Annotated in this window: 13 protein-coding genes; 9 read left to right on the top strand and 4 right to left on the bottom strand. The window is 66.1% G+C overall.

Features of this window, described 5'->3' with window-relative positions; genetic code table 11:
• Positions 1-53 precede the first annotated feature (53 nt).
• A complete protein-coding gene (locus DIZ22_RS04580) occupies positions 54-1,787 on the bottom strand; it encodes a HAMP domain-containing sensor histidine kinase (protein WP_048938443.1) in 1,734 nt (577 codons plus the stop codon).
• Positions 1,788-1,987: 200 nt separating this feature from the next.
• On the opposite strand from DIZ22_RS04580, the gene DIZ22_RS04575 reads away from it, so the two are divergent.
• A complete protein-coding gene (locus DIZ22_RS04575) occupies positions 1,988-2,461 on the top strand; it encodes an Lrp/AsnC family transcriptional regulator (RefSeq protein WP_004207648.1) in 474 nt (157 codons plus the stop codon).
• A 94-nt stretch (positions 2,462-2,555) separates the two neighbouring features.
• Here the strand turns inward: DIZ22_RS04575 and DIZ22_RS04570 are convergent, their stop codons facing one another.
• Both DIZ22_RS04570 and DIZ22_RS04565 read right to left on the bottom strand, forming a co-directional pair.
• On the bottom strand, positions 2,556-3,833 hold the full coding sequence (locus DIZ22_RS04570; RefSeq protein WP_048938442.1) for a hypothetical protein: 1,278 nt from the start codon (positions 3,831-3,833) through the stop codon (positions 2,556-2,558).
• A 106-nt stretch (positions 3,834-3,939) separates the two neighbouring features.
• Positions 3,940-5,211, bottom strand: a complete 1,272-nt coding sequence (locus DIZ22_RS04565) for a hypothetical protein (RefSeq protein ID WP_004207650.1) — start codon at positions 5,209-5,211, stop codon at positions 3,940-3,942.
• Between the two features lie 276 nt (positions 5,212-5,487).
• Here DIZ22_RS04565 and gyrA point away from each other — a divergent pair, with 276 nt between their 5' ends.
• Positions 5,488-8,223 (top strand): DNA gyrase subunit A, encoded by a 2,736-nt coding sequence (gyrA, locus tag DIZ22_RS04560; RefSeq protein ID WP_048938441.1) that lies wholly within the window; start codon positions 5,488-5,490, stop codon positions 8,221-8,223.
• Positions 8,220-8,567 carry a DUF952 domain-containing protein gene (locus DIZ22_RS04555; protein ID WP_010336100.1) on the top strand — a complete coding sequence of 116 codons (348 nt, stop codon included), beginning with the start codon at positions 8,220-8,222 and terminating at the stop codon, positions 8,565-8,567. Before gyrA ends, DIZ22_RS04555 begins: the two co-directional genes overlap by 4 nt.
• 43 nt (positions 8,568-8,610) lie before the next feature.
• On the opposite strand, the gene DIZ22_RS04550 is transcribed toward DIZ22_RS04555, so the two are convergent.
• A complete protein-coding gene (locus tag DIZ22_RS04550; protein WP_080993636.1) occupies positions 8,611-9,726 on the bottom strand; it encodes a glycosyltransferase in 1,116 nt (371 codons plus the stop codon).
• Positions 9,727-9,791: 65 nt separating this feature from the next.
• Here DIZ22_RS04550 and DIZ22_RS04545 point away from each other — a divergent pair, with 65 nt between their 5' ends.
• From DIZ22_RS04545 to DIZ22_RS04520, 6 genes are all read left to right on the top strand, one after another.
• Positions 9,792-10,643, top strand: a complete 852-nt coding sequence (locus tag DIZ22_RS04545; protein ID WP_048938451.1) for a lauroyl acyltransferase — start codon at positions 9,792-9,794, stop codon at positions 10,641-10,643.
• A gap of 37 nt (positions 10,644-10,680) precedes the next feature.
• A complete protein-coding gene (locus DIZ22_RS04540; RefSeq protein ID WP_048938440.1) occupies positions 10,681-11,325 on the top strand; it encodes a phosphoribosylanthranilate isomerase in 645 nt (214 codons plus the stop codon).
• 96 nt (positions 11,326-11,421) lie between these two features.
• Positions 11,422-12,663 carry a tryptophan synthase subunit beta gene (gene trpB, locus DIZ22_RS04535; RefSeq protein WP_048938439.1) on the top strand — a complete coding sequence of 414 codons (1,242 nt, stop codon included), beginning with the start codon at positions 11,422-11,424 and terminating at the stop codon, positions 12,661-12,663.
• Positions 12,664-12,665: 2 nt separating this feature from the next.
• On the top strand, positions 12,666-13,484 hold the full coding sequence (trpA, locus tag DIZ22_RS04530; protein ID WP_048938438.1) for a tryptophan synthase subunit alpha: 819 nt from the start codon (positions 12,666-12,668) through the stop codon (positions 13,482-13,484).
• Positions 13,481-14,329 (top strand): acetyl-CoA carboxylase, carboxyltransferase subunit beta, encoded by an 849-nt coding sequence (gene accD / locus DIZ22_RS04525; protein WP_004207658.1) that lies wholly within the window; start codon positions 13,481-13,483, stop codon positions 14,327-14,329. The genes trpA and accD overlap by 4 nt, the downstream gene beginning before the upstream one ends.
• Positions 14,330-14,362: 33 nt before the next feature.
• A complete protein-coding gene (locus DIZ22_RS04520; RefSeq protein WP_048938437.1) occupies positions 14,363-15,697 on the top strand; it encodes a folylpolyglutamate synthase/dihydrofolate synthase family protein in 1,335 nt (444 codons plus the stop codon).
• The last annotated feature ends 39 nt before the right edge of the window (positions 15,698-15,736 follow it).

Genomic DNA, 15,736 nt, shown 5'->3' with positions numbered 1-15,736 from the left:
TGGTTGCGATAGGGTTTCGTTCCGGTCAAGCCCGCGCCCGACCAGCCCGAAAATCAGCCATTGCCAACGACATCCTCTTCCATCCCGTCGACCGGGATGCGCAGCAGGAAACGGTCCGGGCCGACATCCAGACTGCCGCCGCAGCCGGCCGCCAGGCTGCGGATCAGACGCAGCGAGAAGCCCAGCCCCAGCAACGGTCCGTCGGCCCAGTCGCCCTCCGGCGTATAGCCCGGATCGAGCAGATGCGCCTCGTCCATGCCGCTCAGCGTCGACGGGCGATCGATCGCCAGCACCACCTTGCCCGACGCGCCATCGGGCTGGAACCAGCAGGCCCCGGTCACCGCCTCGCCCTCGGGCGCGACCGAAATCAGCGTGCGCAGCAGATGCTGCACCATGCGCTCGCCCTGCACCGGATCGATGCTGATCTGTGGCAGATCCTGCGACACGACGATGTCGATAGGCGTCACCGCCCGACCATCCTGATCGCGGAAACGGGCAGCGACCTGCATCACCAGCAATGCCGGATCGATCGTCTGCGGCGCACCGATGCCATCGCCCCGCGACACCTTCGCCGCCAGATCCAGATCGTCGAACGCCGCCAGCAGATGGCGCGCATCGACCGCGATATTGCCGGCCATCTCGCGATATTCGACGCCGGCCGGGCCGAACAATTCCTGTTCGATAATCTCGGCAAAGCCCAGGATCGCGTTCAGCGGCGTGCGCAGTTCATGCACCAGCTGGCGCAGCGAATCCGCCGACAGGCCGGCAATCGTCACCGGTCCCGACGGCGTCGTCGCCACTTCGTGCAAATAGGGGCGCCGTGCCTGGCCGCGATAGCCCTGGAACCGACCGGACCGCGGATCGAAGAAGGGGGTTGCCGACAGGCGCCATTCGCCTGCCATCATCCCGCCGATGATGGTGAAACGGCCATTCTGGAAACCGCTGCGACGCTGGAACGCGCCGGCGACATGGCCATCGGGACCGCTCGCCCCTTCCAGCGCGATTTCGCCGAGCGACAGGCCGACCAGCGCGGCACGCGGCCCCTGGTCCACCCAGACCAGCACGCCGGTCGAATCCGTCTCGAACGCAAAGAAATGCGGCTGTTCGGCGCGCAGCGCGGGCTGCGTCACCGGCGCGACGATGATGTCCTGCGGCGGCGCCTCTTCGGGCGGACGCCGGGTGCTGGTGAAGCGCGCAATGCGGTCGACCAGGTTGCGGATCTGGTCGGGGCCGGGTTCGGCCACCGGCTGCGGCGCAACTTCCGGCTCGACGACGGGCTCAGGCGCGAGCGCCATGTCCGCGGTCAGCAGCATGTCGGTCTCACGGACGCTCGTGCCGCTGGTCAGCACCAGGTCGGTCGGGCCAAACGCTTCGAGCCCCTGCCGCGTTTCGGGGCCGATGTCGCGACGGCCGCGCAGCACACCGCGCGCCGTGGGGCTGAGGTGCGGCAGCAGTGCAGCCCACAGCGGATCGGACAGGCGTGCGCGTGCCATCGCCGCGCCGGCGATCGCCGGACGGTCACCGGCAAAGAAGCGGATCAGGCTGGCCGAACGCAGCCGGCCGCCCAGTTCTACGACGGTCGCGATTCGCTGCATTTCAGACAGTTGCGGCCGCAACTGGGCCAATCGACCGAGCAGAGCCTCGCGATCGGGTGCGTCCATGGGGGGGCGATCATAACGATCATGCTGCGCCAGCAGGTCGACACATTGCCGCCACAGCGTCACCGCGCCCACGCCGCTGCGATCGTCGGCAGCCAGCACGGTTTGCATGATGTCGTTGAAGCGCAACCAAAGTCCCCATATTCAAGCGGTAACAGGCGGCATGCCCGCATCGCTGTTCGTTACATCCTAACCGATAAGCAGTCCTTACCCAAAGCGAAAGCGTGTTTTCGACGCACAATATGAGCGTCGCATAGTGGGACAATTGCATTGCGCTGAAATATTATTATGATGCGCCCGCAGTAACAGGTAAGGAAATAATCAATCTGATGGCGGGGCCCAATATCGATGACATCGACCTGCAGATCCTGGGCGAATTGCAGGATAATGGCAGGATGACCAATGTGGATCTGGCGCGGAAGGTCGGGCTGACGGCCCCGCCGTGCCTGCGCCGCGTCCGCGCGCTGGAGGAAGCCGGCGCCATCACAGCCTATCATGCCGTGGTCGATCCGGCGATGCTCGGCTACACCATCACCGTGTTCGCGATGGTCAGCCTCAAGAGCCAGGCCGAGGCCGATCTGAAGGCATTCCAGGACCATGTCGATGCCCTGCCCGAAGTGCGCGAATGCCATATGCTGAACGGCGAGATCGACTTCATCCTGAAGGTGGTCGCGCGCGACCTGCAGAGTTTCCAGCAATTCCTGACGTCGAAGCTGACGCCGGCGCCCAATGTGGTGAGCGTCAAGACGTCGCTGACGATCCGTACGTCGAAGAATTTGCCCGGCGTCCCGCTGCCGGTCTGATCCGGTCAGCCCGCGACAGCCGGCACGCAGACGCAACGAAAAAGGGCCGGCCCCACGGGGGACCGGCCCTTTTTCCTGTCACGTCACGCTGCGATCAGCTGGCCGTCTGGGCCGCACCCTGCTGCGCCGACTTGCGATTCTGCAGATCGACCCAGACCGACCAGAAGCCGGCGACATTGCTCCAGTTGCCGCTGGTCACCTGGGCCAGCGCGGTCTTGCCACCGGCCAGATCGCCCGAACGGGCCAGCGCGATGCCCAGGCGCGCATTGGCATGGCCCTGATCGACCCCGCCCTTGCTCAACGCCAGCCGATACTGCTCCACCGCCTGCGGATATTGACCAAGCGAGAAATAGCCGTCGGCCGCATTCAGCGCCGCCTTGCCATCGCTTGCCGCCGCAGCCTTCTTCGCCAGCGCGGGCATGGCGGCGATATCCTTGGTCGCCTTGGGCGTCACCGCCTTCAGCAGCTGCGCCGTGGTCGCCTGGCTGGTCGTCAGCTTGCCGGCCGAACGGCCCGCCTCGATGATCGCCTTGGCTTCGGCAAAATTGCCGGTCTTCTCGGCCAGCTGGGCATAGGTCTGGTAATCGCGCTCGCTAGCCATGGCGCCATTGGCGGCCTGCAGGCGATAGAGGTCCAGCTGGACCTGCGGGTCGCTTTCCTGGCCGGCCAGATAGTTGGTCAGCGCCGAACGCCATTCGGGGGTCGACGGATAGACTTCCAGCCGCTCGCGATAGAGGCTGCTCACCTCATCCCAGTCATTGGCCTGATAGGCCATGGAGATGGCGCGGTCATACCAGGCGGCCGGAATCGGCTGACCCGATGCCTTCTGCTGCGCCAGCGCCTCCTGCACATAGGCGCGGGCTTCCTTGGACTTGTTCTTGCGCATCGCGATATCGGCGCGCAGCATGGTGGCGTCGATGCCCGAATAGCCCAGCGTCTTGGCATAATCGAGCTGCGCCACCGCATCGGTATAGTTCGCGACCATGTAGGACAGATAGCCGGCGATGAAGCGCAGGCGCGGCGCGTCCGCCTTCGGCACCGAACTGGTCTTGAACATGTCGGTCAGCGCGATCCGCTGGGCCTGGATGTCCCGGCGCAGCACCGCCACCTCGAAGCGCAGGCCGGCCGCGGCATAGGCTTCCATGTCGGTGGTCGGATTGAGCGCGGCGATGCGCAGATTGGCGGTCGACGCGTCACGCGCCTTGATCGCGGTTTCGGCGGCCTGCACATCGGCGCGGAAGGCGTCGGACATCTCGATCGGCGGACCTGCCACCACGATCTTCTTCTTGGCCGCAGCCGGCGTCGCCAGCATGGCGCCGGCCAGCACGACCGGCAGTCCGATAGTCAGAAAAACAGGATTCCGCTTGGCCATGAAAGGCCTCCCCCACTGCAATATCCCGGCCCCCGGCCGGTCATTCAAAAAAATATAGGCGCACAGACCGCCGAACCAGCGACGATCTGCGCGCCTTATACTAGATTCAGGCCTTGGTGCCCAGATAGGTCAGCCACAGATCGGCGATCTGCTTGCGCGCACCGCCCTGGACTGCCTCGAACGCCGACTTGGCGCCGGCATTGTCGCCACCCATGGTCTTGGCAATGCCCAGGCGGGTGTTGATCTCGTCGGCGTCGACGCCACCCTTCTGCTTGGCCAGTTCGAACATCGCCGCCGCCTTGGCATAGTCGCCATAGCCCAGATAGGCGTCGCCGGTCGCAGCCGCGACCTTGCCGTTGGCAGCCTTGCCGGCATCCGCTTCGGCGGCACCCAGCGACGACTTGTCGCCCGGAATGCGACCCACGGCGGCCTGATAGATGTCGCCCGCCTGGCTGGCGTTCAGCACGCCCTTGGCGCGGCCGGCGTCGATCGTCGACTTGACCTCGCCATAAATGCCCGTCTTCGACGCCATTTCGGCCAGTTCGGTGAAGTCGGCAGCGACCACCAGACCCTTGGCCGCCGACATCAGGCGCAGCACGTCCAGATTTTCGCGGTTGGTGATGTTCGGGTTCGCCTGCTGGAACAGGCGGATCAGCGTGCGCAGATTTTCACCGCTCGGATTGGCGGCATAGGCCCACTTGGCCCAATCGGTGACTTCCGGCAGGCGCGCGGCAGCCGCACGGCTGACGCCGATCTGATACCATTGTGCCGGCACGGGCTGGCCCGACGCCTTGGTCGCGTCCGCCGCCGCCTTCAGCGCAGCGAGGCCCTGCTGGTTGAAGCCACGCGCCGGCTCGGCCGAGGCATTGCCGGTGCCGGCCTTGCCGAAATAGGCCTGGGCGATGGTCGGGTTGACCTGCTCGGCCTTGTAGCCAGCAGCCAGCGCCGCCTGGCCACGCGAAATCGCGACGTCGTAATTCTTCTGGGCGAGAGCCGCATCGGCCGCCACCATGTTGAACTGGCCGGTCTGCTCGGGCGGCGTCAGGCCGCTGTCGAGCATCTGGTTGAGGCCTTCCATCTTCAGCGCGTCATCCTTGCTCTGGATGCCGGTGTTCAGCTTGATCGCGCCGATCTGGTACTTGTCGTCGTTCGACGCCGCCTTGCCGTCAGCCTCGGTCAGCGCCGTCTTGGCACCGGCGAAATCCTGGGCATCGGACGCCTTCTGGGCCGCCTGGAGCGACTTGAGCACTTCGGGCGACACGTTCAGCTTGCGGCCGGCCGGCTTTTCTTCCTTCTTCGCGGCGGAGGCGGGAGCCGAAACGGCGCCGCCGGTCAGCGCCAGAGCCAGCGCGAGCGACAGCGGGGTAACAAAACGCATGATCCTCATCTCCTTTTCGCGCCTGACAGGGGGACCACAGGCGACATCCGGGTTGAACGCCGATTAGGGGTCGGCGCGTGAACGGGCTTTGAACAAGCCTATATCCGCGCATTTTGCAACTGTCATGCTGCCGCTTCGTTCCGCTTTTCTTCGCGCCCGCCAATCACCGCCTTGGCTGCACATGCGGGCGCGCGGGCGCGCGCGAGGGGTGACAGATTTGTTTCGCTCGGCTAGTGCAGTGGGAACGCATCACACCCATCCAAAAAGAGAATCGCCTTGACCGACGAGACCGTCCTCGCCGACCCTTCGGACATCAGCCCCATCAGCATCGTTGATGAGATGAAGTCGAGCTATCTCGACTATGCCATGTCCGTGATCGTCTCCCGCGCCCTGCCGGACGTGCGCGACGGCCTGAAGCCGGTGCATCGCCGCATTCTCTTCTCGGCCCAGGAATCGGGCTTCGTCTACAACCGCCCCTATCGCAAGTCGGCCCGTCTGGTCGGTGAAGTCATGGGTAAATATCACCCCCATGGCGACAGCTCGATCTACGACGCATTGGCCCGCATGACCCAGGACTGGTCAATGCGCGTGCCGCTGATCGATGGTCAGGGAAACTTCGGTTCGATGGATCCCGATCCGCCAGCTGCCATGCGTTACACCGAAGCGCGCCTAGCCAAGGTCGCGACCGCGCTGCTGGAAGATCTCGACAAGGACACCGTCGACTTCACCCCCAATTATGACGCGTCGGAAAGCGAGCCGCAGGTATTGCCCGCCCGCTTCCCCAACCTGCTGGTCAACGGCGCGGGCGGCATCGCCGTCGGCATGGCGACCAACATCCCCCCGCATAATCTGGGCGAAGTGCTGCGCGCCTGCCTTGCCTATATCGAAAACCCGGCAATCTCGACCGACGAGTTGATCCAGATCGTCCCCGGTCCCGATTTCCCGACCGCGCCGCTGATCCTGGGCCAGTCGGGCGCCCGCAACGCCTATCATACCGGTCGCGGCTCGATCCTGATGCGCGCCCGGCACGAGGTGGAGGAAGGCCGCGGCGACCGTCGCTCGATCGTCCTTACCTCCATCCCCTATCAGGTCGGCAAGAGCGGCCTGGTCGAAAAGATCGCCGAAGCCGCCAAGGACAAGCGGATCGAGGGCATCAGCGACATTCGCGACGAATCGAGCCGCGAAGGCGTGCGCATCGTCATGGACCTGAAGCGCGACGCCACCCCGGACGTCGTCCTCAACCAGCTGTGGCGCAACACCCCCGCCCAGTCGAGCTTCCCCGCCAACATGCTGGCGATCCGTGGCGGCCGCCCGGAACTGCTGGGCCTGCGCGAGATCATCGAAGCCTTCGTCAAGTTCCGCGAAGAGGTCATCACCCGCCGCACCAAGTTCGAGCTGAACAAGGCGCGCGACCGCGCCCATATCTTGCTCGGCCTGGTCGTCGCGGTCACCAACCTCGACGAGGTGGTGAAGATCATCCGCGGTTCGGCCAGCCCGGCCGCCGCCCGCGAATCGCTGCTGGCGCGCGAATGGCCGATCGGCGAGATCGCGCCCTATCTCGCCCTGGTCGAGGCCATCGAAACCGAAGTCAGCGGCGAGAGCTACAAGCTCAGCGACGTGCAGGTCCGCGCCATCCTCGACCTGCGCCTCCATCGCCTGACCGCGCTCGGCCGCGACGAAATCGGCAAGGAACTGGCCGAACTGGCCGAAGCGATCGCCGAATATCTCGCCATCCTGGGTGACCGGGTGAAGCTCTACGCCGTGATGCGCGAAGAGTTCGAGGCGATCGAGAGCGAATTCGCCACGCCGCGCGTGTCGGTCATCGCCCCTGCCGCCGACGGCATCGATGACGAGGATCTGATCGAGCGCGAGGAGATGGTCGTCACCGTCACCGTGCAGGGCTATATCAAGCGCACCCCGCTGGAGAGCTTCCGGGCCCAGGGCCGTGGCGGCAAGGGCCGTTCGGGCATGGCGACCAAGGATGAGGACGCCGTCACCGAATTGTTCGTCACCTCGACGCACACGCCGGTGCTGTTCTTCTCGACCGCCGGCAAGGTCTATCGCCTCAAGGTCTGGCGCCTGCCCGAGGGCGGCCCCGCCACCCGTGGCCGGCCGATGATCAACCTGCTGCCGCTGGCACCGGGCGAAACCATCCAGACCGTGCTGCCGCTCCCAGAGGACGAGGAAAGCTGGAAGGAACTGCACGTCATGTTCGCCACCGCGAACGGCACCGTGCGCCGCAACAGCATGGACGCCTTCGCCAATGTTCCCAGCAACGGCAAGCTCGCGATGCGCTTTGACGAAGGCAGCGACGATCGCCTGATCGGCGTCGCCCTCCTGACCGAAGAGGATGACGTGCTGCTCGCCACCCGCCAGGGCCGCGCGATCCGCTTCGCCGCCACCGACGTGCGCGAATTCCAGAGCCGCACCTCGACCGGCGTGCGCGGCATGACGCTCAAGGACGGCGACGAAGTCATCTCGCTCTCGATCCTCAAGGGCTTCGACGCGACCACGGAGGAACGCGACGACTATCTGCGCGCCGCCCCGTGGAAGGAGAATGAGGCGACCCCGGCAATCAACAGCGCCGAACGCATGGCCGCTTTTGCCGAAGCGGAACAGTTCATCCTGACTGTCTGTGCCAATGGCTATGGCAAGATCAGCTCGGCCTATGATTATCGCCGCACCGGTCGCGGCGGCCAGGGCATCACCAATATCGACAATATCGCCCGCAACGGCCTGGTCGTCGGCAGCTTCCCGGTCGCGCATGAGGATCATCTGATGCTCGTGACCGATCAGGCCAAGCTGATCCGCATGGGCCTGTCGTCGATGCGCGTGATCGGCCGCAACTCGGCCGGCGTGCGCCTGTTCAACGTCGCCAAGGACGAGCATGTCGTTTCCACCGCCCGGATCGAGGACGGCGAAGATGACAATGCCGAGGCAGCGGTAGAAGGCTCCGTCGAGGGCGCACCTGAAGCCGCCCCGGAAACCGGCAGCGAGGGCGGCGAAGCGTGAGCGAGCTCTTCGCCTACAAGATCCTGACCGCCGAGCAATATGACCAGTTCAAGGCCGACGGCGTGTTCAAGGGCGCGCCGATCGACCTGCAGGACGGCTATATCCACATGTCCACGCGCGATCAGGCGGCCGAAACGGCGGCCAAGCATTTCGCGGGACAGGATCGGCTGGTCATGCTGATGATCGACCTCGCCCCCTTTGGCGAGGCGATCAAATGGGAAGTGTCGCGCGGCGGCGCGCTCTTCCCCCATCTCTATGGCGACCTGCCGATCAGCGCGGTCGCCGGCAAGGTGATCCTGCGCCTCGACGACGCCGGCAATCATTTGTTCCCGGCTGGGTTCTGATCCATTCCCCTTCTTCCCGAGCCAGCCTCGGGGAGGAAGGGAACTACCCCCGCCCCATCTCCACCACCCGGCCACGCACGACGCGATAGGTCCAGCCGCCCCAACTGATGCGATTGGATGTGGCAGCCTGTAGCTGCACCGCCAGATGCGCCCAGCAGACGGCAAAGGGCGTCACCATGTCCCACCAGAGCGATCGGCGCGCCCGCGCCGCCTGCTCTGGCTCCAGCACGGCCGCCAATATCCGCCGCCGCGCCGCCGCCCGCCCCCAGGCCGCGCCATAGCCGATCGCGATCGCCGGCCAGCCGCCCCAGCCCAGCGCCCACAGCCAGAAACCCGATTGCAGCGCGACCGCGCCGGTCGCCACCGCCCACATGCGCGGGCTGTTGGTGAGGATATGGCGATATTGACGCACCCCAAAACTCCAGAGCGCACCAAGGCCCCCGTCCAGCGGGCTCGCCACCAGCAGGTCGCGCACCGGCCGCATCCGCAGCTTCGCGCGCCATCCAGCCAGGCCGATCGCCATGTCGTCGGACAGGCGCCCGGCCAGCGCCCCGTCGATATCGATCCGCTCGGCCGCTGCCCGCGTCATCGCCATCGCGCCGCCCCAGGGCATGGTGGAACTGGCCGCGCGCGGCAGCGTCGCCAGTTGCAGTTCGACCGCGCCGACCAGCGCCGGCATGCCCTGCCCGGCCGGCAGCAGCAGCCGATAGCCTGTCACGATATCCGCCTTGCCCCGCACCAGCGGAAAGAGCAGCCGCCCGACCAGCCGCGCTGGCGGTTCGATGTCCGCGTCGATGAAAATCAGGTAACGATCCGCGTCGCGCAGGGCCTTGAGAGCCGCCCGCAGCTTGTGGACCTTCTGCCCCTCGTCGCGCGCCACGCCGGCGCGCACGATCTGCACCCAATCCGGCTCGGCCGCAGCCAGCGTCTCCGCCGCTGCACAGGCGCCGGAGGTCGCGAGCAGCAACCGGAACGGCGCACTCTGCGCCTTCAGCCGGGTGACAAGTTCGCTGTCACCTTCCCAGTCATCACGCACCGACAGGATCATGACCGCGCCGCCGGGCGCCTCCTCCTGCCGGTGCGTCGGCAGATGGCGCCAATAATTGACCACGCCCAGCAGGCTCAGCGCCTGGAGCAGCAGCCACAGCGCCAGCATCATCGTCACCACCAGCCCCCTTCGCGGCTCTTTACCGCCTCAACGGCTCCTGTATGACGGGCAGGACCATGCTCTCCAACCCCTTTCTCTTCACCCTGCTCCGTCTGCTTCCGGCCAGCCTCGCCTCCTGGCTGGGCGGCTGGCTGTCGGCGCACGTCGCCCGTCCCCGGATGAAGCTGCGCGACGCCCGCGCCCGCGCCAATCTGGCACGGCTGCGGCCCGACCTGCCGCAGGCGGAACGCGAAGCAATCCTGACCCGGCGCTGGGTGAATGTCGGCCGCACGCTGGCGGAACTCGCCAATATCGACCGACTGGTGAATGCCGACCATGTGACCGTCATCGACCAGCCAGCCTATCAGGCGGTGCTGGACGGTCCCGGCCCGATGATCGCCTTCACCTGCCATATCGGCAATTGGGATCTGCTCGCCGCCCATATCAAATGGTCGACCGACCGACCGGGCCTTGGCGTCTATGAAGATCCCGAAGACCCCCGGATCGCCGCCCAGCTCAAGAAGGCGCGATCCAGCTATATGGGCGAGGCGATCGGCGGCGATGGCGCGGCACGCGGCGTGCTCAAGCATCTGACCCAGAAGGATCGGGCCACCCTCTATATCCTGGCTGACGAACGACGCGACCGGCAGGTCTGGTTCCCGACCTTCGGCCGCGCGCTCGAACCGTCGGGCAATCTCTCGATCGCCCTGCGCCTCGCGCGCAAGGTCGGGGCGCAATTCCTGCCCTTCTATCTGGTCCGCACCAGCGGCCCGCATTTCGCGCTGCACTGGCATCCGCCGCTCGATCCCCGGACGATGAGCGATGCGGAGATCGTCGCTGTCCTCGATCGCTTCCTGGGCCAGGCCTGCATCGACCATGCCGATCAGTGGCTGGCGCTGCACGACATGGACCTGACCCAGCCTGTCTGAATGTGACTTCCCTTCCCTTACGGTCTAAAGGCCCGCCATGTCCCGAATCGCGATCAAGATCTGCGGCCTGTCGACGCCGGAGACGGTGGACGCCGCCGTGCGCGCCGGGGCGAGCCATGTCGGCTTCGTCCATTTCCCCAAAAGCCCGCGTCATGTCGAACCCGACCAGATGCGCGCGCTCGCTGCGGCCGTCCCGGCCCATGTCGATCGCGTCGCCGTGGTCGTCGATGCCGATGACGAACAGCTTGCCCGCCTGACCGGCACCGGCGCACTCAGCGCCCTGCAACTCCATGGCAAGGAAAGCCCGGAGCGGGTCGCCGCCATCCGCCAGCGTTTCGGCCTGCCGGTGTGGAAGGCGATTTCGGTCAAGACCCGCGCCGATATCGACGCGGCCCAGGCCTATGCCGGCACGGTCGACCGGCTGCTGTTCGACGCGAAGACGCCCGATGGCGCGGCGCTGCCCGGCGGCATGGGCCTGCGCTTCGACTGGACCTTGCTGCGCGGCGTCGCCATGCCCGCGCCCTGGGGCCTGTCCGGTGGCCTTGGCATCGACAATGTGTGCGATGCGATCCGCCTGACCGACACGCCGCTGATCGACGTTTCTTCGGGCGTAGAGGATGCACCGGGCATCAAGAGTGTGGACAAGATCATGGCCTTCTGCAAAGCGGTGTCGGCATGTTGACGCTGAACGCCCCTGCCATGCGCATCGAAGGACGATGGCGCTGATCGCTTCCTGACCACAAGCGAACGCCCATCATTTGTCCCCGGAAAGATATTCATGACCGACACCATCACCCTGCCCAACAGCCTCCGCAGCCAGCCGGATGACAATGGCCATTTCGGCGCCTTTGGCGGCCGCTATGTCGCCGAGACGCTGATGCCGCTGATCCTGGAGCTGGAAAAGGTCTACAAGGCGGCCAAGGCAGATCCCGAATTTCACGCCGAATATGCCGAGCTGCTGCGCTCCTATGTCGGCCGCCCCAACCCGCTTTATTATGCCGAGCGGCTGACCGAAGCGCTGCGCGCCAAGGCCGAACCGGGCAAGGGTGCCAAGATCTACCTGAAGCGCGAGGAACTCAATCACACCGGCGCGCACAAGATCAACAATTGCATCGGCCAAGCGCTGCTTGCCCGCCGCATGGGCAAGAAGAAGGTCATCGCCGAAACCGGCGCGGGCCAGCATGGCGTCGCCACCGCGACCGTCGCCGCCCTGTTCGGCATGGAATGCAAGATCTTCATGGGCGCCAAGGATGTCGAACGACAGAAGCCCAACGTCTTCCGCATGAAGCTGCTCGGCGCAGAGGTGATCCCGGTCCATTCCGGCTCCTCGACGCTCAAGGATTCGATGAACGACGCCCTGCGCTACTGGGTGTCGAACGTTCATGACACTTTCTACATCATCGGCACCGCCGCCGGTCCGCACCCCTATCCCGAGCTGGTGCGCGATTTCCAGTCGATCATCGGCAAGGAAATCCGCGCGCAAATCATGGAAGCCGAAGGCCGCCTGCCCGACATGCTGATCGCCCCGGTGGGTGGTGGCTCCAACGCCATCGGCATGTTCCACCCCTTCCTCGACGATCCCGAAGTCGCGATGATCGGCGTGGAAGCGGCCGGCGAAGGCCTCGACAAGAAGCATGCCGCCTCGCTGGCGGGCGGCGCATCGGGCATCCTGCACGGCAACCGCACCTATCTGCTCCAGGACGAGGACGGCCAGATCACCGAAGCGCACAGCATTTCGGCTGGCCTCGACTATCCCGGCATCGGCCCGGAACATAGCTGGCTGCACGAGATCGGCCGGGTGAAATATCTGCCGATCAAGGATGATGAGGCGCTGGAAAGCTTCCAGACCCTCTCGCGCCTCGAAGGCATCATCCCCGCGCTCGAATCCGCTCATGCCGTGGCGGCAGCCGAACAGGTCGCGCCGACGCTGGACGCGGACAAGATCATCGTCGTCAATCTGTCGGGCCGGGGGGACAAGGATATTTTCACCGTCGCCGACGCGCTGGGAGTGGAGATGTGAGCATGACCGACCGTCTCGCCACCCGCTTCGCCGCCTGCAAGGCACAGGGCCGCGCGGCCCTCATCACCTTCGTGACCGCCGGTGACCCGGACGTTGCCGCGACCCCTGCCATCCTCGATGCGCTGGTCGCGGGCGGCGCCGACATCATCGAACTGGGCATGCCCTTCACCGATCCGATGGCTGATGGCCCGGCGATCGAACTGGCGAACCTGCGCAGCCTCGGCTCGGGAACCAAGACCAGGGACGTGTTCGCGCTGGCCGCCGATTTCCGCACGCGCCACCCGGAAACGCCGTTGATCCTGATGGGCTATGCCAATCCGATGCTGGCGCGCGGGTCCGACTGGTTCGCCGACCAGTGCCAGACCGCCGGCGTCGATGGCGTGATCTGCGTCGATATCCCGCCGGAGGAAGATGCCGAACTCGGCCCCGCCCTGCGCGCCGTCGGCGTCCACCTCGTCCGCCTTGCGACCCCGACCACGGACGCCGCCCGCCTGCCCGCCGTGCTGAACGGCGCCAGCGGCTTCCTCTACCATGTCGCCGTCGCCGGCATCACCGGCAAGCAGCAGGCGGCACAGGCCAATATCGAAATGGCCGTCGATCGGCTGAAGGCCGCCACCGACCTGCCGATCGCGGTCGGCTTCGGCGTGCGCACGCCCGAACAGGCTGCCGCCATCGGCCGCGTCGCCGATGGCGTGGTGGTCGGCTCGGCGATCGTCGACATCGTCGGCTCGCACGGCGATGCCGCCGGCCCCTTCGTCCAGGAATTCGTCGCGTCGCTCAGCGGCGCCCTCACCACTTCTATCCGGGAGACCGCAGCATGAGCTGGATCAACCGCGTTCGTAACGCCCTGCCCTTCACCAAGAAGGAAACCACCGCCGAAACGCTCTGGCATCAGTGCCCGTCGTGCAAGGAAATGGTCTTCATCAAGGAATGGGAGGAAAATCTCTCGGTCTGCCCGCGCTGCGACCATCATGGCCGCATCGGCCCGTCAGAACGGTTCGAGCAGATCCTCGACGCCGGATTCATCCTGCTGCCGACGCCCGGCGTGCCGGAAGATCCGCTCAAGTTCCGCGATAGCAAGCGCTACCCGGACCGGATCAAGGCCGCCCGCGCCTCCACTGGCGACCAGGATGCGCTCATCAATGCGCGCGGCGCAATCGACGACGTGCCTTTGGTCATGGGCGTGCAGAATTTCGCCTTCATGGGCGGCTCCATGGGCATGGGCGTGGGCGCGGCCTTCATCCAGGGCATCAATGACGCGATCGCGCATAAATGCCCCTATGTCATCTTCACCGCTGCCGGCGGCGCACGCATGCAGGAAGGCATCCTCTCGCTGATGCAGATGCCGCGCTCCACCGTGGCGATCCAGAAGCTGCACGCGGCCGGCCTGCCCTATATCGTCGTGCTGACCGATCCGACCACCGGCGGCGTGACCGCGAGCTATGCGATGCTGGGCGATATCCAGATTTCGGAGCCCAATGCCCTGATCGGCTTTGCCGGCCAGCGCGTCATCGAAAGCACGATCCGCGAAAAGCTGCCCGAAGGCTTCCAGCGCGCCGAATATCTGCTCGACCATGGCATGCTCGACATGGTGGTCCATCGCAGCGAACTGCGCGACACGCTGGCCCGCGTGATCGGCTATCTGACGCCGCGCGCCGCCGCCTGAGCCTCAAAAGCGCGATAGGGGGATCAGCGCGCCATGGCCGACCATGCCGTTTCGGACGACCCGCAGGTCCAGGCCCAACTTGACCGGCTCTGGTCGCTGTCCCCCGGCGCCGACATATTGGGACTGGAGCGGATCACCCGGCTGCTGGAGCGGCTGGATGATCCGCTCCATCGCCTGCCGCCGGTCTTCCATGTCGCCGGCACCAATGGCAAGGGGTCGACCTGCGCCTTCCTGCGCGCCGCGCTGGAGGCGGACGGCAAGACCGTCCATGTCTTCACCTCGCCCCATCTGGTCCGCTTCAACGAACGCATCCGCATCGCCGGCAAGCTGATCGACGATGCCATGCTCGCCGCCTATCTCGCCCGCGTGCTCGATGTAGCCGAAGGGATCGGTGCCAGCTTCTTCGAGGTGACGACCGCCGCCGCCTTCCTCGCCTTTGCCGAACATGATGCCGACGCCTGCATCATCGAGGTCGGCCTTGGCGGGCGGCTCGACGCCACCAACGTCATCGTCGATCCGGTCGTCTGCGGCATCGCCCAGCTCGGTATCGATCATCAGGCCTTCCTGGGTGACACGCTGCCCGTCATCGCCGCGGAAAAGGCCGGCATCGCCAAGCCCGGCGCGGCGCTGGTGACGCAGCGTTATGATGCCGCCCTCGCCCCGGTGATGCAGGACGCCGCCGATCGCGCCGGCACCCGATGGCTCGCCATGGGCTCCGCCTGGGACGCCGCCGTCTATCGCGACCGGGTCCATTATCGCGACGAACAGGGCCATGTCGACGTGCCGATGCCGCGCCTGCCCGGCGCGCATCAGGTCCAGAATGTCGCCCTCGCCATCGCCATGCTCCGCCATCAGCAGGCCGTGCCGGTCAGCGAGGCGGCGCTGAAGGCCGCGCCGCTCTGGGCGCACTGGCCCGCCCGGCTGCAACGGCTGGAGCGCGGTCCGCTGCTCGCGGCCCTGCCCGATGCGGCGGAAGCCTGGCTCGACGGCGGCCATAATGAAGCCGCCGGCCAGGCGATCAGCGCCTTCTTCACCGCCGACCGGTTGCACAGCCGCCAGATCCAGCTCGTCATCGGCATGCTCGCCAACAAGGATATGGATGCCTATCTCGCGCCGTTCGGCGGCCGGATCGCCCATATCCATGCGCTGCCGGTGCCGGGGCATGATCATCATCCGCCCGAACGCTTCGCCGCCATCGCCGCCCGCTGGGGCATAGGCTGCACCGCCCATGACGGGCCGCAAGCAGCGATCGCCGCCATCGCGCAGGATGCCGCCCAGGCCCAGGATGCAGCACCGATCATCCTGATCGCCGGCTCGCTCTATATGGCCGGAGAGATTTTGCGGTTGAACGGACAATTACCCGACTGATTTAGACTTGCGAATGCCTCGCAATAGCGTAGCTTGTGT

Origin of the sequence: Sphingobium sp. LF-16, from assembly GCF_003711185.1 — a bacterium.
Taxonomy (GTDB): domain Bacteria; phylum Pseudomonadota; class Alphaproteobacteria; order Sphingomonadales; family Sphingomonadaceae; genus Sphingobium; species Sphingobium yanoikuyae_A.
Note: the sequence above shows the minus strand (reverse complement) of the source record. Positions and strands in the feature narration are given on the sequence as shown.